At 40.7% G+C, this 22178-nt stretch carries 18 protein-coding genes; 13 read left to right on the plus strand and 5 right to left on the minus strand.

Annotated elements, in window-relative coordinates; all coding sequences use genetic code 11:
- Positions 1 to 86 precede the first annotated feature (86 nt).
- The 10 genes from GQR39_RS11120 to GQR39_RS11165 all read left to right on the plus strand — a co-directional run bounded on the left by GQR39_RS11120 (position 87) and on the right by GQR39_RS11165 (position 10227).
- Positions 87 to 866 (plus strand): isoprenyl transferase, encoded by a 780-nt coding sequence (locus GQR39_RS11120; protein WP_165735650.1) that lies wholly within the window; start codon positions 87 to 89, stop codon positions 864 to 866.
- 19 nt (positions 867 to 885) lie between these two features.
- Entirely contained in the window at positions 886 to 1752 is an 867-nt protein-coding gene (locus GQR39_RS11125) for a phosphatidate cytidylyltransferase (protein ID WP_165735651.1), read from the plus strand.
- On the plus strand, positions 1749 to 2954 hold the full coding sequence (gene ispC, locus GQR39_RS11130) for a 1-deoxy-D-xylulose-5-phosphate reductoisomerase (RefSeq protein ID WP_165735652.1): 1206 nt from the start codon (positions 1749 to 1751) through the stop codon (positions 2952 to 2954). The genes GQR39_RS11125 and ispC overlap by 4 nt, the downstream gene beginning before the upstream one ends.
- Before the next feature lies 1 nt (position 2955).
- Positions 2956 to 4308 carry a sigma E protease regulator RseP gene (rseP, locus tag GQR39_RS11135; protein ID WP_010553745.1) on the plus strand — a complete coding sequence of 451 codons (1353 nt, stop codon included), beginning with the start codon at positions 2956 to 2958 and terminating at the stop codon, positions 4306 to 4308.
- A 96-nt stretch (positions 4309 to 4404) separates the two neighbouring features.
- Positions 4405 to 6876: an outer membrane protein assembly factor BamA gene (gene bamA, locus GQR39_RS11140; protein ID WP_165735653.1), complete on the plus strand. Its 2472-nt coding sequence runs from the start codon at positions 4405 to 4407 to the stop codon at positions 6874 to 6876.
- Positions 6877 to 6887: 11 nt separating this feature from the next.
- Complete coding sequence (locus GQR39_RS11145) at positions 6888 to 7406, plus strand: OmpH family outer membrane protein (protein ID WP_007580993.1); 519 nt, start codon at positions 6888 to 6890, stop codon at positions 7404 to 7406.
- A gap of 7 nt (positions 7407 to 7413) precedes the next feature.
- Positions 7414 to 8436: a UDP-3-O-(3-hydroxymyristoyl)glucosamine N-acyltransferase gene (gene lpxD, locus GQR39_RS11150; protein ID WP_165735654.1), complete on the plus strand. Its 1023-nt coding sequence runs from the start codon at positions 7414 to 7416 to the stop codon at positions 8434 to 8436.
- A gap of 26 nt (positions 8437 to 8462) precedes the next feature.
- Complete coding sequence (gene fabZ / locus GQR39_RS11155; protein WP_007580997.1) at positions 8463 to 8915, plus strand: 3-hydroxyacyl-ACP dehydratase FabZ; 453 nt, start codon at positions 8463 to 8465, stop codon at positions 8913 to 8915.
- Positions 8916 to 8917: 2 nt separating this feature from the next.
- Entirely contained in the window at positions 8918 to 9688 is a 771-nt protein-coding gene (gene lpxA, locus GQR39_RS11160; protein WP_007580998.1) for an acyl-ACP--UDP-N-acetylglucosamine O-acyltransferase, read from the plus strand.
- A gap of 146 nt (positions 9689 to 9834) precedes the next feature.
- Positions 9835 to 10227 carry a septal ring lytic transglycosylase RlpA family protein gene (locus tag GQR39_RS11165; RefSeq protein ID WP_010553743.1) on the plus strand — a complete coding sequence of 131 codons (393 nt, stop codon included), beginning with the start codon at positions 9835 to 9837 and terminating at the stop codon, positions 10225 to 10227.
- On the opposite strand, the gene cydC is transcribed toward GQR39_RS11165, so the two are convergent.
- From cydC to GQR39_RS11190, 5 genes are read right to left on the minus strand one after another with little or no spacing between them, the layout of a single operon-like run.
- A complete protein-coding gene (cydC, locus tag GQR39_RS11170; RefSeq protein ID WP_165735655.1) occupies positions 10210 to 11955 on the minus strand; it encodes a thiol reductant ABC exporter subunit CydC in 1746 nt (581 codons plus the stop codon). The genes GQR39_RS11165 and cydC overlap by 18 nt on opposite strands.
- Positions 11948 to 13741, minus strand: a complete 1794-nt coding sequence (cydD, locus tag GQR39_RS11175; RefSeq protein WP_165735656.1) for a thiol reductant ABC exporter subunit CydD — start codon at positions 13739 to 13741, stop codon at positions 11948 to 11950. Before cydD ends, cydC begins: the two co-directional genes overlap by 8 nt.
- Positions 13731 to 13895 (minus strand): cytochrome bd-I oxidase subunit CydX, encoded by a 165-nt coding sequence (gene cydX, locus GQR39_RS11180; RefSeq protein ID WP_002958303.1) that lies wholly within the window; start codon positions 13893 to 13895, stop codon positions 13731 to 13733. The genes cydD and cydX overlap by 11 nt, the downstream gene beginning before the upstream one ends.
- A 12-nt stretch (positions 13896 to 13907) precedes the next feature.
- Positions 13908 to 15047: a cytochrome d ubiquinol oxidase subunit II gene (gene cydB, locus GQR39_RS11185; RefSeq protein ID WP_024592782.1), complete on the minus strand. Its 1140-nt coding sequence runs from the start codon at positions 15045 to 15047 to the stop codon at positions 13908 to 13910.
- Positions 15044 to 16627, minus strand: a complete 1584-nt coding sequence (locus GQR39_RS11190; RefSeq protein WP_010553739.1) for a cytochrome ubiquinol oxidase subunit I — start codon at positions 16625 to 16627, stop codon at positions 15044 to 15046. Before GQR39_RS11190 ends, cydB begins: the two co-directional genes overlap by 4 nt.
- 301 nt (positions 16628 to 16928) lie before the next feature.
- Between GQR39_RS11190 and lpxB the strand changes: the two genes are divergently transcribed.
- Genes lpxB through dnaE form a run of 3 tightly spaced genes read left to right on the plus strand, consistent with a single transcriptional unit; the run spans position 16929 to position 22172 of the window.
- The gene (gene lpxB, locus GQR39_RS11195) at positions 16929 to 18086 is read left to right on the plus strand and encodes a lipid-A-disaccharide synthase (RefSeq protein WP_165735657.1); all 1158 of its coding nucleotides are present in this window, start codon (positions 16929 to 16931) and stop codon (positions 18084 to 18086) included.
- Positions 18076 to 18678, plus strand: coding sequence for a ribonuclease HII (rnhB, locus tag GQR39_RS11200; RefSeq protein ID WP_010553737.1), 603 nt, complete (start codon positions 18076 to 18078; stop codon positions 18676 to 18678). The genes lpxB and rnhB overlap by 11 nt, the downstream gene beginning before the upstream one ends.
- 2 nt (positions 18679 to 18680) lie before the next feature.
- On the plus strand, positions 18681 to 22172 hold the full coding sequence (gene dnaE / locus GQR39_RS11205; protein WP_007581014.1) for a DNA polymerase III subunit alpha: 3492 nt from the start codon (positions 18681 to 18683) through the stop codon (positions 22170 to 22172).
- Positions 22173 to 22178 lie beyond the last annotated feature (6 nt).

Genomic DNA, 22178 nt, shown 5'->3' on the forward strand with positions numbered 1-22178 from the left:
AAATTACAATCCTGAAAGGTCGACAGGACCTATTAAAATTATTAGTTTTGAAACGCCGTCTAGGGTATACTAGGCGGCGTTTTTTTATGGAATACTCGATATTTATGGTTCTAGATGCTGACACAATTTCACAGCAATGCTTACCCAAACATGTTGCTATCATCATGGATGGGAACGGACGTTGGGCGCAAGCTAGAAATAGACCTCGTGTGTATGGGCATAAAAAAGGCGTAGACGCAGTTCGTCAATCTGTTCAGTTTTGTACTAAATTAGGGATACAATCGTTAACCTTATTTGCTTTTAGTAGTGAAAACTGGCGCCGCCCTGAAGACGAAGTAAACACTTTAATGGAGCTTTTCTTATTTGTTTTAACAAAGGAAGTTAAAAAGCTTCATAAAAACAATGTAAAACTGACCATTATTGGAGACTTATCACGATTTTCTGAAGGATTACGTAGCAAGGTAGACGCTGCGCATAAGCTGACTGAAAATAACACCGGGTTGCGTTTAAATGTTGCAGCTAATTACGGTGGTCGTTGGGATGTTGCCAATGCGGCAAAACAACTTGCTTTGCAAGTTGCGCAGGGCACACTAAACGCAGAAGATATTACAGAAGAGCGCTTAGCACAGTATATGAGCATGGCAGATCAGGCAGAACCTGATTTACTTATTCGCACTGGTGGCGATGTTCGTATTAGTAATTTTTTACTATGGCAAGTTGCTTATGCAGAACTTTACTTTACCGAGACACTTTGGCCAGATTTTAATGAAGCAGCATTTGCTGAGGCCATTGCGTGTTACGTTGCCAGAGAGCGACGTTTTGGTTGTACGGGCGAACAAATAAAACAATTACTCGCTCAAACCTAAATAGAATAAGGGTCACATTTTGTTAAAACAACGAATTTTAACCTCTCTAGTGCTAGCTCCATTAGCATTGGCTTTGGTTTTTTATACACCGCTTACGTTATTTAGTTACTTTGCTGGTGCAATTGTATTATTAGGCGCATGGGAATGGTCTGCATTTATGGGCCTTTGCGACAAGCTTAAACGTGCTGCCTTTGTTGTGTTTATTGGCGCTTTACTTGCCTTGCTTAATTTACATTGGCCTATTGAATCATTATGGGAAAATGGCAAGCTAGTCGGTGATGCAAATTACGTATTTACGCTTTCGTTTGCTTGGTGGATTGTTGCTAGCTATTTAATTTGGCGCTACCCAGAGATGGCTAAAGCGTGGAATGAAGGCCTAGTTATGCGCGGCATTGCAGGGCTACTCACGCTTGTACCGCTATGGCTTGCTCTAAATACACTACGTAGCGCGCAATATGCTGAATCAACTCATTTTGGTTCGGTGCTTATTTTAGTGGTACTCGGTATTGTATGGAGCGCAGATGTGGGTGCTTACTTTACGGGTAAAAGTTTTGGTAAACATAAGTTAATGCCTAAAGTAAGCCCTAATAAAACAATTGAAGGGTTAGCAGGCGGTGTAGTCGCTTCTATTATTTTTGTATTAGCATTTTGTCACTTTACCGATGTTGATTTAGTTGTATGGCCTGTGTACGCGATAATGACAGCATTTATTGCGTTGTTTTCTGCGGTTGGTGATCTTCTCGAAAGTATGTTTAAACGCGAAGCTGGCCTTAAAGATAGTGGTAGTTGTTTACCAGGGCACGGCGGTATTTTAGATAGAATTGACAGCTTAACGGCTGCTGCTCCAATGTTTGTTATGTGCTATGCGTGGACTCTTAGTTTATGAGCCAAAAGCAATTGCTGGTTATTTTAGGTGCAACGGGCTCAATTGGTTTAAGTACACTTGATGTTGTGTCGCGCAATAAAGAGTTATTTGATGTTTTTGTTTTGGCTGCAGGACAAAATGCAAAGAAAATGGCGGAGTTGTGTATTGAACATGAACCGCTTTATGCGATTATGGCTAACCAGCAGGCCGCAGAGCAATTATCTGCGTATTTAGCTAATACTCAGTGCCAAACTCTTGTTATGCACGGTGAGCAAGCAATGAGTGACTTATGCGCTCATCCTGATGTTGACATTGTAATGTCGGCAATTGTAGGTGCAGCTGGTTTACTACCCACATTAAGTGCTGTTGAAGCGGGTAAAAAAGTACTACTAGCTAATAAAGAATCTTTAGTTATGTCAGGTCAGTTGTTTATTGATAAAGTTAAACAACATAAAGCCACTTTGCTGCCAATAGATAGTGAACATAATGCAATTTTTCAATGCCTACCTTCTTCGTTACAAAATGCCAAAGGCGATCAAAAACTACAGCAACATGGCGTAAGTAAAATTTTGCTTACCGGCTCTGGTGGCCCGTTTTTAACGCGTGATATAAATACGTTAAAAGATGTAACCGTAAGTGAAGCCGTTGCACACCCTAACTGGTCGATGGGTCAAAAAATATCAGTAGATTCCGCAACTATGATGAACAAAGGCTTAGAGTTTATTGAAGCTAAGTGGTTATTCAATTGTGGTGCTAGTGATATTGATGTAGTTATTCATCCTCAAAGTATTATTCATTCAATGGTGCAGTATCACGATGGTTCTATTTTAGCGCAAATGGGTAACCCCGATATGCGCACGCCAATTGCCCATGCACTTGCGTATCCTGAGCGAATTAATGCGGGTGTTAAACCGTTAAACTTCTCTGATATTTGTGATTTTTCGTTTACTAAACCTGATTTTTCTCGTTATCCAAATTTACAATTAGCAATTGATGCGTGTAGTGCAGGGCAGGGCGCGACAACAACGGTTAACGCAGCAAATGAAATAGCTGTGGGCGCATTCTTAAACGGTAAAATTGGTTTTACCGATATATACAAAATAAATGCACAGACGCTAGAAGCTGCAACTTACACCAATGTGCAAAGCCTAGATGAAATTTTAGAGTGTGATAAATTAGCGCGTATTAGCGCTTCAGAATTTATAACAAAAGTGGCGCATTAATATGTTTGATTTTTTTTGGAATCTTGGCTCATTTATTTTAGCGCTTGGTATTTTAGTGGCCATACATGAATATGGCCATTTTTGGGTTGCACGAAAAATGGGCGTTAAAGTGCTGCGTTTTTCAATTGGTTTTGGTAAGCCACTGTTAAAATGGCATGATAAATATAATACCGAATACGTGATTGCCGCTATTCCATTAGGTGGTTATGTAAAAATGCTTGATGAGCGAGTTGATGACGTACCAGCAAATCAACGTCACTTATCGTTTAACTCTAAATCTGTACAAGCGCGTATTGCTATTGTTGCTGCGGGACCAATGGCTAACTTTCTGTTTGCCATTTTTGCTCTTGCGGTGATGTATATGGTAGGAGTGCAATCGGTTAAGCCAGTTGTTGGCAGCATAACCGAAGGCAGTCGCGCAGAGCAGGCGGGCATTATGCCTTCTCAACATATTATAAAAATTGGTGATGATGACATAACGACATGGCAAGATGCCACGTTTGCGCTTATGTCTAACTTAGGCGAAGAAAGCGTTGAAGTTATTGTTCGTGATAAAAACCTTCAACCACGCGTTAAAACGCTTAATTTAGAGGGGTGGAAGCTTGATCAGCGAGACGTACCACCATTAAGTTCGTTAGGTATTGTGCCATTTAGACCTCAAGCAACTTTAACAATTGCCGCCGTAACTAAAGACTCAGCCGCAGAACACGCTAATTTACAAGTTAACGACACAATTTTGGCTGTAAACGGTGAAACAATAAGCAATTGGCAGCAATTAGTTAATCTTATTACGCAATCAGCTAACAAATCTTTACAATTTAGTGTAAAAAGACAAGATACTATACAAGCCATTACAGTTACCCCTAAAGGGCGCATTGATAATAACGGTATTGAGCAAGGCTTTTTAGGTGTTGCTCCTGTTGTACAGCAATGGCCTGATGGCTATGTAGAGACAAGGCATTACGGCCCGCTCGATAGTATTGTGCGAGGCACAAAAGAAACGTGGCGCTTAATTACACTCAGTTTTGACATGATTGGTAATTTAATTACAGGCCAGGTTTCGGTTAAAAATTTAAGTGGTCCTGTGGGCATTGCAGTAGGCGCTGGAACTAGCGTAAGCTATGGGTTAGTGGCCTTTTTAAGCTTTTTAGCCTTAATAAGCGTTAACTTGGGTGTATTTAATTTATTACCCCTACCAGTGCTTGATGGCGGACACTTAATGTATTACATAATTGAACTTTTTCGTAAAAAGCCGGTCTCTGAAAAGACACAAGAGTTTGGTTTTAAAGTGGGTGCCTTGTTGCTCATTTTTCTAACATGTTTCGCTTTGTTCAATGATGTATCGCGTTTGTAGTTACAGCGTGGCAAATTACTAATTAGAACACGATTGTAAAGCACCACTAGTAAGGTGTTATGCGGTAATACAGTTGTAAAGGATAAAGATAATAAAATGGCTATAAAAAAACATTTGGCAATAACAAGTTTATTGGGTGCAAGTTTTGCAGCCCTAGGCCAAAACTCCTTTATTGTTGAAGACCTGAAAGTTGAAGGTTTGCAGCGCGTAGCACTTGGTGCAGCGCTAACACATATTCCTATTAACGTAGGCGATAATGTTGATGACTATACGATTTCAAAAACAATAAAGTCACTTTATCGTTCTGGGCACTTTGATAACATAAAAGCACTTCGTGATGGCAACAACGTTATTTTTAAAGTAACGGAACGTCCTACCATCAGCTTTATTGAGTTTGAAGGCAATAAAGACATTAAAGACGAGCAGCTTAATGAGTCTCTTGATCAGCAAGATATTCGCCAAGGTGAACCACTTGATAAAACCGTTATCGATAGTATCGAAAAAGGCTTAGTTGAGTTTTTCCACAGCATTGGTAAATACAACGCTAAAGTAGATATCAGTATTACTAAGCTGCCACGTAACCGCGTTAAACTTAAGTTAGAGTTTGATGAAGGTGATGCTGCTTCTATCCGCCAAATTAACTTAGTGGGTAATGAACTTTTTTCTAATGAAGAGCTTCTTAAACTTGCTGAATCGCAGCAAGATTTACCTTGGTGGCAGTTTATGGGTAGCGACCGTTACCAAAAGCAAACCATTGAAGGCGATTTAGAAAAAATTCGTAGTTATTATTTAGACCGTGGTTACCTGCGTTTTAATATCGACTCAACGCAAGTTTCAGTGAGCCCTGAACGTGAATCGGTTTACGTTACAGCTAACTTAACTGAAGGCGTAAAATATAAAGTTAAAGGTTTTGACTTTATTGGTGACTTGCTTGGCCGTGAAGACTTAATTAAAAGTGTTATCCCACTTAGAGCGGGTGAGCTTTATAACGGTTCTGTAGTTACTTCATCTGAAGAGTTTATTAAAAGCTACTTAGCACGTTTTGGTTACGCTAATGCTGAAGTGCGTACAATTCCAGAAATTGACGACGAAAAGCAAGAAGTACAATTAACACTATCGGTTAATCCAGGTAAGCGTGTATACGTTCGTCGTATTATTGTTGGCGGTAACCAAAATACGGCAGATGAAGTACTTCGTCGTGAAATGACACAACTTGAAGGCGCATGGTTATCTAATCAAAACCTTGAGCGTTCAAAACTGCAAATTCAACGTCTACCTTACATGGAAACTGTTGATTTTAACGTAGTGCCTGTACCCGGTGTGGATGACCAAGTAGATGTAGACTTCACTGTAAAAGAGCAATCAGCTGGTAGCTTTAATGCAGGTCTTGCATATGGTTCATACTTAGGTCTGCAGTTTAATATTGGTGTAACAGAATCTAACTTTTTAGGCACAGGTAACCAAATTGGTTTAAACCTTAATACGTCTACAGGTTCTGAAAGCTTAAGCTTATCGTACACAGATCCATACTTTACGCCAGATGGTGTATCGCAAGGCAGTAGCATCTTTTACAGAAACTACGACGCAAGTAAATTCAGTCTTGTTGAATATAAATCGAAAAGTTATGGTTTAGGCACAAATATTGGTTTTCCAATTGATGCTGTAAATCGTGTTAACTTTGGCGCCCGTTGGATTAAAGAAGAGCTTTCGGATATTGCAGAGTACGAGCAAACGCGTGTACTTCGTGAAACATTCTTAGATCCAGATAACCCAGATGCAGGCTTTGACTTTACTAAGTATGAGCTGAGTGTTGGCTGGTCGCGTATTACTGTTAACCGTGGTTTATTCCCAACAGCGGGTTCGCGTCAAACTCTAAACTTAACAGCAACAACGCCTAACTCAGATCTTCAGTACTTTAAACTGAATTACGATTCGCGTTTTTACTGGCCTATATCAAATGACCACCGTTGGGTATTCTCAACGCGTGCAGCACTTGGTTATGGTAATGGTTATGGTTCTACAAACGGGTATGAGCAAACACTTCCATTCCAAGAGTACTTCCGTATAACGGAAATGGAACTACGTGGCTTTGACCGTAATACAATATTACCACGTGCTGTGTCGCGTATACCTTCGTCTATTCCGGGTACGCCAGGTGCAGACGGCACTACAACGGGTAATATTGGTGGTGCATCAGAATTTGATGAGCTACGGCCACAAGGTCGTATTGGTGGTAATGCTAAAGCAGTGGCAGGTATGGAGCTAATTGTTCCTACACCATTCTTAGATGAAGAAAATACTAGCTCTGTACGTACTAGCTTCTTTGTTGATGCTGCAAACGTATGGGATACTGAGTTTAACGTAGACCGCTATCAAAACTTAGGCGTTGATGAACGTGCTAAATTAGATGACTATTCAGACCCAATGCGTTTTAGGGTTTCAACCGGTCTTTCATTACAATGGATCTCTCCAATGGGTCCAATGCTGATCAGTTTTGCGTATCCATTGCAAAAAGAAGAAGATGACGATACGAAAACCATCAGCTTTAACATTAGTAACACTTTCTAAAGGAGTTTTTTGTGAAAAAATTATTTAAATCAACAGCTGTAGCAGTTTTAGCAACGTTAATGATGGGTACTTCTGTGAATGCATTTGCACACAAAGTAGGTATTGTTGATATGCAGGAAATTTACAAGCAAATTCCTCAAATGGCTAAAATTGAACAGTCTTTACAAACTGAGTTTGCTGAACGTCGTCAAGAGCTTGAAAAGTTACAAGGCGATATTCGTTTTGAAGCTGAAAAATTTAAACGTGAAAGTACAACTATGAGCCAAGCTCAAAAAGATACTCTGCGTGAAAAAATTCAAGGCATGCAAAAAAATCTTGCTGAACAAGGTCGCCCTTTAGAGCAAGAAATTAAAGCGCGTCAAAACCAAGAGCTTGCTAAAGTTCAAGGTGTAATCATCAAAACAATTGAAGAGATTGCTAAAGACGGCGACTTCGACGAAGTTAAAGTAAAAGACACTACTATTTACTTTAACCCTAAAGAAGTGACTGATCTTTCATCTAAAGTTGTAGCCGCTGTTAGTAAGAAATAATCACTCTATGCAAAATTATACGCTTTCGCAAATTGCGGAACTTCTAGGCGCCGAACTTCAGGGTGATGGCGCTTTAGAAATAAAAAAAATAGCGACACTTGCAAATGCCCATTCTGGGCATATTGCATTTTTAGCGAACTCAAAATATCGATCGCAACTTGAGACTACTCAAGCTAGTGCTGTAATAGTAAGCCAAGCCGATGCAGAGTACTTTAGTGGTAACAAAATTATTGTTGCTAATCCGTATGTAAGTTACGCAAAATTAGCGCAATTTATGGATACAACACCACGCTCAGCCTCGACGGGTATTCATCCAAGTGCAACTGTTCATTCAACAGCGATTGTTAGTGATAGCGCCGCTATTGGTGCTAACGCAGTCATTGAAGCTCATGCAGTGATAGGTGACAACGCGCAAATTGGTCCGAACAGTTTTATCGGGGAACGTGTTAAAATAGGTTCTGGCACTAAGCTTTGGCCTAGTGTGACTATTTATCACGATGTTGAAATTGGTTCAGATTGTTTGTTTCAAGCAAATAGTGTTGTAGGTAGTGATGGGTTTGGCTATGCAAATGAGCGCGGGCAGTGGGTTAAAATACCTCAGCTTGGTTCAGTGATCATAGGCAACAAAGTTGAAATTGGTGCAAGTACGACAATTGATCGTGGTGCACTGGACAATACCATCATTCATAGCAATGTTATTATCGATAATCAGTGTCAAATAGCGCACAACGTTGAAGTTAATTCAGGCACCGCAATAGCGGGCTGCACTGTACTTGCAGGAAGCGTTACCATTGGCAAGAACTGTCAAATTGGTGGCATGGTTGCAATTAATGGTCACATGTCTGTATGTGATGGTGTTATAATTACCGGCATGAGTATGGTGACAAAATCAATCACCGAACCAGGTATTTACTCATCTGGTATGCCCCATACAACAAACAAAGAATGGCGTAAATCAATAGCTCACTTGCGTAACCTTTCAGACATGAAATCTCGTCTTAAAGCGCTTGAAGCATTGGCTAAGTCATAACGTTGAACACTAATAAGGATGCTATTTTGGCAAACGAATTAAATAGCCTTGATATTCAAGAAATTTTAAGTTTATTACCGCACCGTTACCCGATGCTATTAATTGATCGTGTTATTGATTTTACACCTGGCAAGTCTTTACATGCTATTAAAAATGTTTCTATAAATGAACCAATTTTTACTGGGCACTTTCCAAATCAGCCAATTTTTCCTGGTGTGCTAATATTAGAATCAATGGCGCAAGCAACGGGTTTATTAGGTTTTAAAACAGTAGAAAACCGTAGCGAAAACGAATTATATTTGTTTGCTGCTGTTGATAATGCACGTTTTAAACAACCTGTAATTCCTGGTGATACAATGCATCTTCATGTTGAGTTTTTAAAAGAACGTCGCAACATTTGGAAGTTTGCTGCAGAAGCTAGAGTCGACGGCAAAATAGTGTGTAGTGCCGAAATTATGTGTGCGAGAAGAGAGTTTTAATAGTGATCCATTCTACAGCAATAATCGAACCTGGCGCTAAACTAGGCAACAATGTCTCAGTTGGTCCGTATAGTTATATTGGCAATGATGTTGTTATCGGTGATAACTGTATTATTGAGTCTCACGTTGTTGTTAAAGGGCCGTCAACTATTGGCTCTGGCAATCATATTTTTCAGTTTGCGTCTGTGGGCGAAGCCTGCCAAGACAAAAAATACAACAACGAGCCAACCACATTAATCATGGGTGATAACAACGTTATCCGTGAATGTGCCACTATTCACCGTGGTACGATTCAAGACCAAGGTGTTACTAAAATTGGTAGTAATAATTTGTTTATGGCTTATACACACGTTGCACATGACGCGGTAATTGGCGATAACGTAATTTTTGCTAACAACGCAAGTGTGGCCGGCCATGTACATGTTGGTGACTGGGTTATCCTTGGTGGTAATTCGGGTGTTCATCAGTTTTGTAAAATTGGTGCACATGCCTTTATTGGTATGTATTCAGGTGTTAACAAAGATGTACCACCATTTGTTACTACCATTGGTATGCCAGCAGGCCCTGCAGCTATCAATAAAGAAGGCATGAAGCGTCGTGGTTTCGAAAGTGATGAAATTATGGCTGTACGACGTGCATACAAAGCATTTTATCGTAAAAGCTTAGGTGCTGAAGAAGCTATTGAGTCGCTTAGTGAGGATGCCGCAAAGTATCCTGCTGTGAAATTGATGGTCGACTTTGTTAAAAACTCAGAGCGCGGCATCGTAAGATAATTACAGGCTTTGCTTTAAGCATTAAAAAAACCACCCTAGATGATAAATCGAAGGTGGTTTTTTATTGCCCTGCTTTAAGCTAATTCAGTTAATACTCAGGGTAATTGAGTTAGTATGCGGGTAATTTATATAATAAAAGCCGTCCTATGCGTTTACCTAAGTTAGTAGTCACTCTTTTTATTACTTCAGTTTTAGCCGCTTGTAGTAGCCAGCCTATTGTTAAATCATCTGCTGGAGAAATCACTCAAGTTGGGAAAGCATCTTTTTATGCTGATAAATACCACGGAAGAACAACCGCCAACGGAGAGCGCTTTAGTCAACAAGCCGCCACGGCAGCCCATTTAGAATTCGATTTTGGTACTACGGTGGTTGTTACTAATCTAGCTAATAACAAATCAGTCACGGTAAGAATTAACGATAGAGGCCCGTATGTGCGAGGTCGTATTATTGATTTATCAAAAAGTATGTTTAAAAAGATAGCCGACCCTAAAGTCGGCGTTATTGATGTATCAGTAAAGGTTTTAAAACCGGGTAGTTAGCGCAACATAACCAGGATAAGCCCCACTGAGCTCTTTATGAGAGCCTTGTGCGACTACTTTTCCGCCTTCCAACCATACAACATTATCCATTTGAGCAAGTAGAGCGGGATCATGCGTAATTGTGAGCACGCTCGCGTTATTCATAACATGCATTATTGCTTGCATTACCCCTTGCTTAGACTGATTATCAAGACCTTCTGTTGGTTCATCAAGAACTAAAATAGCCGGACTTTTAAGTAATGCTTGTGCAATAGCTATACGTCTAGACTGACCTTGCGACACATTACGCCCGCCAGTGCCTAATCGTGTTTTTAAACCTACTTTTAGTTCATTAAACCATGGGCTTAATTGCGCTAATGAGAGCGCTTCAATCATTTGCTCTTTAGTTGCATTTGGCGCGGCATAACGTAAATTTTCACTCAGTGTGCCATCAAAAATATGGTGCTGCTGAGCTAATATATTTATCACACTTGCGCGTATATCATTATTTAACGAATGTAAGTCAACAACGCTATTTTGATTATTTAGCGTTATGCTGCCTTGTTGTAAAGGCCATAAACCAGTAAGTAGATTTACAAGCGTTGTTTTACCGCTGCCGCTTCTACCTACAATCGCTACTTTTTGCTGGGGCATTAGCTCAAAACTGATATTAGTAAGCGCTGTTTGCTCACCATATTGGTAGCTAATATTGTTAAGTGCTAACGTGTAGTTTTGCGCGCTAAAGCTTTTATCAACGTCTACATGTGTATCTTTAACTTGTGAGCTAGCGGCTTTATCTTCAAGTGTAAACAATCGCTCTGCTGCTTTTAATACACTAGGAAGCTCTATAAACGCATTGGGTAGTAGCAATACACTTTCAAAGCTTGCCAGTACAAATAAACTTAACATAGCAAGTTCTACATTTACCATACTGCTTGCGTAAACCAGTGGGACTATGGTTACTATGCTAGCAAGCATGGCTAATTGAACAACCAACAAGCTTAACCCATCTGAGTTTGCTAGTGCTTTGTGGCGAATAAATAATTGCTGATTGTACTGCTCGCTTAATTCGTCGCACTTATTAAGCTGCTGCGAACGGGCTTGATAAATACTAAGCTCTCTAAGGCCTGTGAGTGTATCTGAAAGCTCAGAGCGAAGTTGTGCACTAAGTTGTGTTTCTTTGTGGCTGTTTTTAGTGAGCTTTGCGCTGAGTAGGGCAGGTATAACCACACCAATAAGTATAATGCCAATAAAGCAAATAAGGGCGACGTTGCCATTATAGGCCGACATAAACAGCATGATGATTGGCACACTTAAAAGAGCGACTAGCATAGGAAGTAAAACGTTTAAATAAAACTTGTCGAGTGCGTCTACATCGTTTTGTAATCGGTTAACTAGATCAGCGCTGCGGCTCATTGCTAAATCAACATTGTTAAGCTTACTTAACGTTGCAAAGACATTGGTACGTATTTCACTTAGTAATAAAAATGTGGCGTTATGAGTAACTAGGCGTTCGCCATAGCGCGATGCAGTTCGTACAATTGCTAAAAACCGAATCGTTCCTGCTGGAGTAAAGTAGTTCATTTGCACGCCCGCAAGACCTGCAGCCGCCATTGACGCTAAAAACCAGCCAGAAATAGCCAACAAGCCCACATTAGCTAATACCGTAATCGTTGCTAAAAATGTACCCAATAGCATAGCTTTATAATGAGGAGCACAAAGCTTTAATAAGCGAATAAAATTATGCATGCGCAACCCCTTGTTTAGCCGTTTTTAATAAATCAGCAAATGCACCATTTTGCGCTGCAAGTGTTTCAAAGTGACCTTGCTCAGCTATTTTCCCATCGTGCATAACAATGATATTGCTGGCATGTTTAACGGTATTTAATCGATGAGCAATGACTAATACTAAGTTATTTTTAGCGTATTCATTAATAGCATCTTGAATAAGCAGCTCTGTTTGGCTATCAAGGTGTGCTGTAGGCTCATCAAGCACTAAAACTGGTGCTTGTTTTATGAATGCACGTGCGAGTGCGATGCGTTGCTTTTGTCCGCCAGAAAGCCCTTCCCCTTGCTCACCTATCAGTGTGTTAAAACCATCGGGTAGGGTATTTATAAATTCAAGCACACCAGCTTGCTTTGCAGCATGTTCAAGCTCTTGCTGTGTGGCAGTTGGTTTGGCCAATTTAATGTTGGCAGCAATGGTGTCGTAAAACAGCGTCGCTTTTTGTGGTATCCATGCAATGTTATTTTGCAGGTAAGTAATATCGGTTGTGCTTAAACTCTGCCCATTAATAGATAGGTGGTTAATCACCTCAGGGTGAAACCCTAATAGGCAATCAAACAACGTACTTTTACCTGAGCCACTACTGCCCACAACGGCAATTAAGCCTTTATTTGGCAGTGTTAAATTTATATTTTTAATGCCTTCGTTACTATCTGGGTATATAAAATTAAGGTCGGTAATACTTATGGAGTTAATTGCATTTAAAGTTAAATTGTTTTCAGGCGTGCTTGTAGTCACTGACGCATTTTCGTCATTTGGCAGTGGTGCATTTAAAATCGCAACCATATCGGCAGCGGCACTAATGCCTTGTAAGCGTGCATGGTAATGGCTACCTAGCTGGCGCAGTGGTAAATAAAATTCAGGCGCTAAAAGTAGCACCACAAAGCCAGTAGCAAAATCAAGAGTGCCAAAAAACAGTCTAAAACCAATAATTACTGCGACTAATGCCACGCTAATGGTGGCTAAAAACTCAAGTGCAAATGATGATAAAAACGCGATCTTTAAAACATCGAGTGTAGCGTGTCTAAAATCATCTGAAATTTTAGCTATTTGTTTAAGCTCGGTACGTGTTGCATTAAATAGCTTGAGTTGAGTTAAACCTTGTACGCGGTCAAAAAAGTAATTGCCCAGTACAGCAAGTTGCTTCCAGCGTTTTTGGTTTAAAGCTTCGGCTTTTGAGCCTACTAAAATCATGAAAAAAGGAATGAGCGGGGCGGTTAATAAAAATATCAGCCCAGCTTTATAATCTGTCGGAAAAATAACAACCAATATTGCCAGCGGAATAAGCGCGCTGTAAGCAGCACCAGGTAGGTATTTAGCATAATAGTCGTGGAGTGCTTCTACGCCATTATGTAGGGTATTTAATGTAGCGCCTTGGCCGTGTTGTTCGATATAGCTTGGGCCAAGTAAGCTGAGCTTATTTAGAAGTGTTTGGCGCATAGCCGATTTTATTTTAAGTGCAGCATATGCACTCAAGCGTTCGCTTAATGCTAAAAACACCGCGCGCAATAAAATAATGCCTGCTAAGGGCCATAATAGATGAGTAACTTGGGCTAAATTATTACCTTCAAACATAACGTTGTGAATAGTTTGCGCAAGTAAATAAGCACCTGCAATCATCAGTAATGCGTTAAAAGTACCCAGTGCAATGCTTAACTTTAACCACACTGCAGCGGGTTTACTTTGACGCTTTAAAAAAGCGCGCAGTGATTGCTGCTGCGCGCGATCTGGTCGGGGGTTAGTCGTCATCTTTTGTGTTGTTAGCATCGTTTAATAAATCGTGCATGGCTTGTTCATCATCAGCAATGCTGTTTTTATTTTGATGAAATTCGTACCACATTACATTTATTACACCTAAGGTACAGGCCAAAAGTACACCTAAAATCCAAGCGAAATACCACATAGTTTAGTCTCCTTAGTAGCTACCGTGAGTGTTGTTTTCAATTTCTTCAACCGTTACTCTGCGCCACATTTTTACATAACACCAGGTGGTGTAAGTTAAAATAAGTGGGACAAAAATACACACTGCAACAAACATTACATTGAGCGTTTTATGGCTCGATACCGCATCCCAAATTGTTAAGCTAATATTTGGATTGTTGCTTGATGGCATAATAAATGGGAACAGTGAAACACCGGCCGTCATAATCACGCCAATTAACATTAAGCTTGTTGAAATAAGTCCAAGTGCTGGTTTGTTTAATTTAGAAAACAATAGCGCACTTAGTGCCATTACAAACGCTAAAATAGGAAAGGTCATAGTCCATGGGCGTTCACTGTAATTGCTAAGCCACGCGCCTTGGGCTGTTGTTACTACTTTAGCTAATGGATCTGCATGGCTTTGTGTATCAGGCATAGATACAATTTGGTAACCCGTTAAATTAGCAACCCAAAAACCAGCGCCTGCAAACAGTATAATAAACACAATCAGTGAATAACGACCATATTGCCCTGAGCGTTCTGCTACTGCATCAGCTGTACGAAGCTGCAACCACATCCCCGCATGAGCAACTAACATAGTAATACTGACTAAACCAGCAAGTAACCCAAACGGGTTAAGTAAACCAAAAAATGAACCTTGGTAGCTAACACGCATTAAGTTATCAATATTAAACGGTACGCCTAAAAATAAGTTACCAAAAGCAACACCAAAAACTAATGCTGGAATTGCGCTGCCTGCAAGCAAGCCCCAATCCCAGTTATTGCGCCAGCGTTTTGAGTCTACTTTACTGCGGTAATCAAACCCAAGTGGTCTAAAAAACAAAGCAAAGAGTACTAGCATCATGGCAAAGTAAAAGCCCGAAAATGCAGCTGCATAAACCATAGGCCACGCCGCAAATAACGCGCCGCCTGCAGTTATAAACCATACTTGGTTACCATCCCAATGCGGGCCAATTGTGTTTATTACTGTGCGGCGCTCTGAATCTGTTTTACCAACGAGGCGAAGCAACATAGCAACGCCCATATCCATGCCATCGGTAATAGCAAAGCCAATAAGCAGCACACCAATGATCAACCACCAAAGCATTTTTAATGTTTCATAATCAAAAATCATGATTGCTCTCCTTCAGTTTGATCAGTTTTATTTGGCAATTCAAAATGATATTTACCAGTATGTAGCGAGCTTGGTCCTTGCTTAACAAAGCGGATCATCAACCAACCTTCAACAATGGCTAAACCAGTATAGAAAACAATAAATCCAGTTAAGCTAATTAAAATATCGTTTACTGTTAGTGACGACGTGGCTAAAAAAGTCGGCAGTATTTCAGATATAGCCCAAGGTTGACGTCCATACTCAGCAACTATCCAGCCAAATTCAATAGCTATCCAAGGTAGTGGAATGCTCAATACGGCAGCCCATAACAACCAGCGTTTTTGCTCAATAACGCGATGTGCGTTGTAGTAAAATGCCAATATAAATACACCCAACATGGCTACACCACAGGCAACCATAATCCTAAATGACCAAAACATAGGGCCTACTTTAGGGAAAGAGTCTTTAACCGCTTTTTGAATGTGCTCTTCGGTAGCATCTACAACATCAGGTGTGTAGCGCTTAAGTAGCAAGCCATAACCTAAATCATCTTTTAGGGTATTAAACTTAGCAACATTTTCTGGCGTATCTTCACCGTTTCTGAGTTTTGTAAGGTATTCATAAGCAATCATACCGTTGCGAATACGTACTTCGTGTTGTTTTTCTAGGTCGTTAATACCCGTTACTTGCTCATCAAGTGAACGCGTAGCAATTAACCCAAGTGCGTAAGGTATTTTAACCGCAGCATGTGTTACTTGCTCTTCTGAATCAGGAAAACCAAATGCGGTAAACGCAGCCGGAGCCTCTTCTGTATGCCATTCAGCTTCAATCGTGGCAAGTTTTACTTTTTGAACTTCACCTACCTCGTAGCCTGATTCGTCACCGAGTAAAATTACACATAAAATTGATGCTAAACCAAAGCCCGATGCGACCGAAAAAGAACGTTTAGCAAACGCTAAATCACGGCCTTTTAATATGTACCAACTACTTATGCCCAGTACAAACATAGATGCAGCTACATAACCTGCCGATACGGTATGAATAAACTTAACTTGTGCTACAGGGTTAAACACAAGCTCTGCAAAGCTGGTCATTTCCATGCGCATGGTTTGATAGTTAAATTCAGCACCTACTGGGTTTTGCATCCAGCCGTTGGCTATTAAAATCCACAGCGCCGACATGTTGGTACCAATGGCCATTAAAAAGGTTGCACCTAAATGTTGGCGTTTAGAGAGTCTGTCCCAGCCTAAAAAGAACATACCTACAAAGGTCGATTCTAAAAAGAATGCCATTAAACCTTCAATAGCAAGGGGAGCCCCAAAAACATCACCTACGTAATGGGAGTAATAAGACCAGTTAGTACCAAACTCAAATTCCATGGTAAGGCCTGTCGCCACACCAATTGCAAAGTTAATACCAAACAATTTTCCCCAAAACTTAGTCATATCACGATAAATTTCGCGACCGGTCATAACATAAACCGATTCCATAATAACTAAAATCCAGGTCATACCTATCGTTAACGGTACGAATAAGAAATGAAAGAGAGCGGTAACAGCAAACTGTAATCGCGATAGATCCACAAAGGTTTCATCTATCATTATTGGCTCCTTGAGAGTGACGGATTAACAGGGCAACATTTAATTGGCAAAGTTAAGGTTTAATGAACTTTCAGTAATTACTGAAAGTTTGTAATAGTATTTACTTTTGTGCAATTTTTGTCAACATACATATTAGTAAAACTTAATATATATTTCCTATGCTACATCAGTATTAAAAACAAACAACATAAAGCCTTAACTTACGTGATAAAAAACCAGTTATTTAAAGCGTTTAACCAAACAGTAAAACACGGTAAACTAACAAGCATGAACGCCTGGTTTACTTGTGAAATAAAATCAAATGAATAAAGATAAAAAACAACTACGTATTGGTATTGTGGCAGGTGAACTGTCGGGCGATATTTTAGGTGAAGGTTTAATTAAAGCCCTTAAAAAACATTTTCCGGACGCTATTTTTGAAGGAATAGCAGGACCTAAAATGCAAGCGCAGGGCTGTAAAACACTTTACGACATGGATGAGCTTTCGGTAATGGGGCTTGTTGAGGTGCTAGGGCGTTTGCCGCGTTTGCTTAAAATACGTAAACAACTCGTGCAGCATTTTGTAGATAACCCACCTGATGTATTTATTGGTATTGATGCACCCGATTTTAACTTACGCGTTGAAAAGCCACTTAAAGATGCGGGCATTAAAACAGTACAGTATGTAAGTCCATCTGTTTGGGCGTGGCGCGAAAAGCGTATACATACAATAAGTGCAGCCACTAACTTAGTGCTTGCGTTACTGCCATTTGAAAAAGAGTTTTACGATAAACACCAAGTGCCATGTACATTTGTAGGACATACCTTGGCTGACGATATAGCGCTTGAGCACGACGATACTAAAGCACGTGCAGAACTCGGCTTAAGCCTTGATGACAAAGTACTGGCGCTGCTACCTGGTAGTCGAGGCTCAGAAGTTGGTTTACTAAGCGAAACTTACATTAAAACAGCTGCAGAGTTGCAAGCTAAAAATCCCAATCTTAAAGTTGTGGTGCCATTGGTTAACGAAAAACGCAAAGCGCAGTTTACTGCTATTTTAAACGCTACCGCGCCAAACCTTAATGTTAACCTGCTGGATGGACAATCAAAATTAGCGATGCAAGCTGCTGATGCTATTTTATTAGCGTCGGGCACTGCAACACTTGAAGGTATGCTTTATAAAAAGCCAATGGTAGTCGGTTATAAAATAAAGCCGTTGAGCTATTGGATATTTAAAACTTTATTTACGTTTAATATTAAGTATTTTTCGTTGCCTAACTTATTAGCAGACGAAGAGCTAGTGCCTGAGTTTTTACAAAGTGAGTGTAATGTGGCTAATTTAACAAATGCGCTAACTCCTATGCTCAACACTGATAACAAAGAGCTAAAAGCACGCTTTTTAGCTATTCACGAAAAAATTAGATTAAATGCCAGCGAACAAGCAGCGAATGCTGTGGCGGAGTTAATAAATGCAAATTGATAGACCTAATGTATCCTTAATTGCCGGTGTAGACGAAGTAGGGCGCGGCCCGCTTGTTGGTGATGTAGTTACTGCTGCCGTCATTTTAGATCCCACTAAACCAATTGCTGGCTTAGCGGATTCTAAAAAATTAACAGATAAAAAACGCCAAGCGCTTGCGATTGAAATAAAAGAAAAAGCATTGTGTTATGCCTATGGGCGCTGCAATCCAACAGAAATTGATGAGTTAAATATTCTGCACGCGACTATGCTTGCCATGACCCGTGCAGTAGAGGCATTAAGTACGCAACCTGAATTTGTATTTATAGATGGTAACCGCTTACCTAAACTCACTATGCCCGCGCAAGCTATTGTTAAAGGCGATAGCTTAGTGGCAGAAATTTCAGCGGCGTCTATTTTAGCTAAAGTAGCACGCGATGACGAAATGATTGAGCTTGATAAACGCCACCCTGAATATGGCTTTGCAGGGCACAAAGGGTATCCAACAAAAGCACATTTTGCAGCGCTTGAGCAGTACGGCGCGATTGATGAGCATCGTAAAAGCTTTAAACCTGTGCAGCGTGTATTGGCGCAAGCCAATGGTGAGGGTTAAGCATGGCTGCTCCTGATTTTGTTCATTTAAGAGTTCATTCAGATTTTTCGATGGTTGACGGCCTCGCTAAAACAAAGCCGATAGTCGCTAAAGCACAAGAGCTGCAAATGCCCGCTATTGCGATTACCGATCAAATGAACTTTTGTGGCTTAGTGCGTTTTTATGGCGCAACACATAACGCCGGTATTAAGCCTATTGTGGGTGCTGACTTTTGGGTTCGTAGCCCAGAATTTCCTGACGAGCCAAGCCGCTTAACCATATTAGCCAAAGACAACGACGGCTATAAAAATATTACCTTATTAATATCTAAAGCGTATCAACGTGGGCATGTGTTTCATCGCCCAGTGATTGACCGAGAATGGCTGGTGGAGCATAAAACGGGCTTAATTATTCTCTCGGGCGCTAAAGATGGTGACTTAGGTAAAGCGTTACTAAAAAATAATCCAAGTGTTATTGAGTCGGTAATTAGCTTTTATAAGCAACATTTCAGCGATAACTACTACCTTGAGCTTGTTCGCACTAACCGACCGCTTGAAGAAGACTACTTACACATGGCGGTAGAGCTTGCTACCAAAGAGCAGTTACCTGTTGTAGCGACCAACGAAGTAGTGTTTTTAAAGCCTGAAAACTTTGAAGCGCACGAAATTCGCGTTGCTATTTTTGACGGCTACACGCTTGACGATAAACGCAGACCTAAACGGTTCTCTGAAGAACAATACCTAAAAACATCAGAGCAAATGGCTGAGCTGTTTAGCGATATACCAGAGGCGCTACAAAACACCGTAGAAATAGCTAAACGTTGTAATGTAACGGTTCAGCTAGGGACTTACTTTTTACCTGATTACCCAACTGGCTCACTTAAGATTGATGAGTTTTTAGTTAAAGTATCAGAAGACGGTCTTGAAGAGCGATTACAGTTTTTATTCCCCGACGAAGAAGAGCGAAAAGTAAAACGCGTTGAATACGATGAGCGACTTGATATAGAGCTTGGCGTAATTAACCAAATGGGATTCCCAGGTTACTTCTTAATCGTAATGGAGTTTATTCAGTGGAGTAAAGATAACAATATTCCGGTTGGGCCTGGTCGTGGTTCAGGTGCAGGTTCGTTAGTTGCATACGCACTTAAAATTACCGATTTGGATCCACTCGAATTCGATTTGCTTTTTGAACGATTTTTGAATCCAGAACGTGTATCAATGCCCGATTTCGACGTCGATTTTTGTATGGATAGACGAGACGAAGTAATTGATCACGTGTCGGCTTTGTATGGGCGAAATGCGGTATCGCAAATTATTACCTTTGGTACCATGGCTGCAAAAGCGGTAATACGCGATGTAGGGCGAGTGCTTGGGCACCCTTACGGGTTTGTTGATCGTATTTCAAAAATGATTCCAGGCGATCCTGGGATGACACTTGCTAAAGCGTTTGATATAGAGCCGCGCTTGCAAGAAGCCTACGATGGCGATAACGAAGTAAAAGATTTAATCGACATGTGTCGCATCCTAGAAGGGTGTACACGTAACGCCGGTAAACATGCGGGTGGCGTAGTAATATCGCCAACCACTATTACCGACTTTGCCGCGCTTTATTGCGATGACGAAGGTAAGTTTCCGGTAACGCAATTTGATAAAAACGACGTAGAAACTGCAGGCTTAGTTAAGTTCGATTTCTTGGGTTTACGTACACTGACTATATTGCAGTGGGCGGTCGAAATGACCAATGTGCGCATGGAGCGCCAAGGTAAAGACCTCGTTGATATAAATACCATCCCACTGGATGATAAAAAAAGTATTGAGTTGCTACTTCGCGCTGAAACGACTGCTGTATTCCAGCTAGAGTCGCGCGGTATGAAAGACTTAGTACGCCGACTTAAGCCCGACTGCTTTGAAGATATGATTGCACTCGTGGCCTTGTTCCGACCAGGTCCGCTGCAATCAGGCATGGTAGATAACTTTATCGACCGAAAACTGGGCCGCGAAGAAATCTCATACCCAGATGCGCAGTATCAGCACGAAAGCTTAAAACCAATACTTGATCCAACGTACGGCATTATTTTGTATCAAGAACAAGTAATGCAAATTGCGCAAGTACTAGCAGGTTACACGCTAGGTGGTGCCGACATGCTGCGTCGTGCAATGGGTAAGAAAAAACCCGAAGAAATGGCAAAGCAGCGTTCAACGTTTGAAGATGGCGCAAGAAATAACGGCATTGACGGCGAACTCGCAATAAAAATCTTCGACTTGGTAGAAAAGTTCGCAGGTTACGGTTTTAATAAATCTCACTCGGCGGCGTATGCACTTGTTTCGTATCAAACGCTGTGGATGAAAACGCATCATCCTGCAGAGTTTATGGCTGCGGTAATGTCGGCTGATATGGATAACACCGACAAAATCGTTATTTTGGTGGATGAATGTGAAAACATGAAGCTCACCTTATTGCCGCCAGATGTGAATGCAGGTGAGTTTAAGTTTACAGTAAACTTGCAAGGCGAGATTGTTTACGGCATTGGCGCGATAAAAGGCGTAGGTGAAGCACCGGTTGATGCAATATTAGAAGCGCGTGCAAAAGGGGGCCCATTTAAAGATTTATTTGATTTTTGTGCCCGAGTTGATTTAAAACGCTTAAATAAACGCGTGACCGAAAAATTAATTTATTCAGGTGCACTAGATAATTTAGGGCCAGAAAAAACCCAAGCTGGCCGTGCTACATTACTAGCGAGTTTAAAAAGTGCAATGCGGGCAGCCGACCAACACAACAAAGCTGAGCTATTAGGGCAAAGTGATTTGTTTGGTTTATTAGCCACTGAGCCTGATGAAGTAGAACAAGCCTTTATTAAAGCCACAGGCCTAACTGATAACGAATGGTTAGATGGTGAAAAAGAAACCCTAGGCCTTTATTTAACTGGGCATCCGATAAATCAGTACCGCCGCGAACTTAGGCATTATACCAGCGGAAAAATAGTTGATTTACAGCCAACGAACCGCGATGTATTTGCAACAGCCGCAGGTTTGGTGATTGCTTCTAGGGTATTAATTAACAAAAAAGGAAATCGTTGGGCCTTAGTAACTTTAGATGACAAGAGTGCACGGATTGATGTACGCTTGTATTCAGACGAGTTTGAAAAGTACCAAGATATGCTCCAAGTTAACAATATCTTGGTAATATCTGGACAGGTCAGCTTTGATAACTTCTCCGGTGGTATTACAATGACCGCCAGAGAAATAAACACCATTGCTCAAGCGCGTGAAAAGCGTATTAAAGCGATTAAAATGACGCTGAACATGGTGCAAGTCGAGGCAGGTTTCTTCGATAAATTACAAAAAGTACTCGAACCCTATAAAATGGGAACGTGTCCGATCAAGGTTTATTACCAACGTCCAGATGCGTTGGCGCAATTAACTCTTGGGATCGAATGGTGTGTTACGCCAAGTGACGACTTAATTCATAAGTTATCACTAATGGCTGCGCAAGATGTAGAACTAGAATTTAACTGATTAGGT

Origin of the sequence: Pseudoalteromonas sp. C8, from assembly GCF_011378685.1 — a bacterium.
Classification (GTDB): Bacteria; Pseudomonadota; Gammaproteobacteria; order Enterobacterales; family Alteromonadaceae; genus Pseudoalteromonas; species Pseudoalteromonas arctica.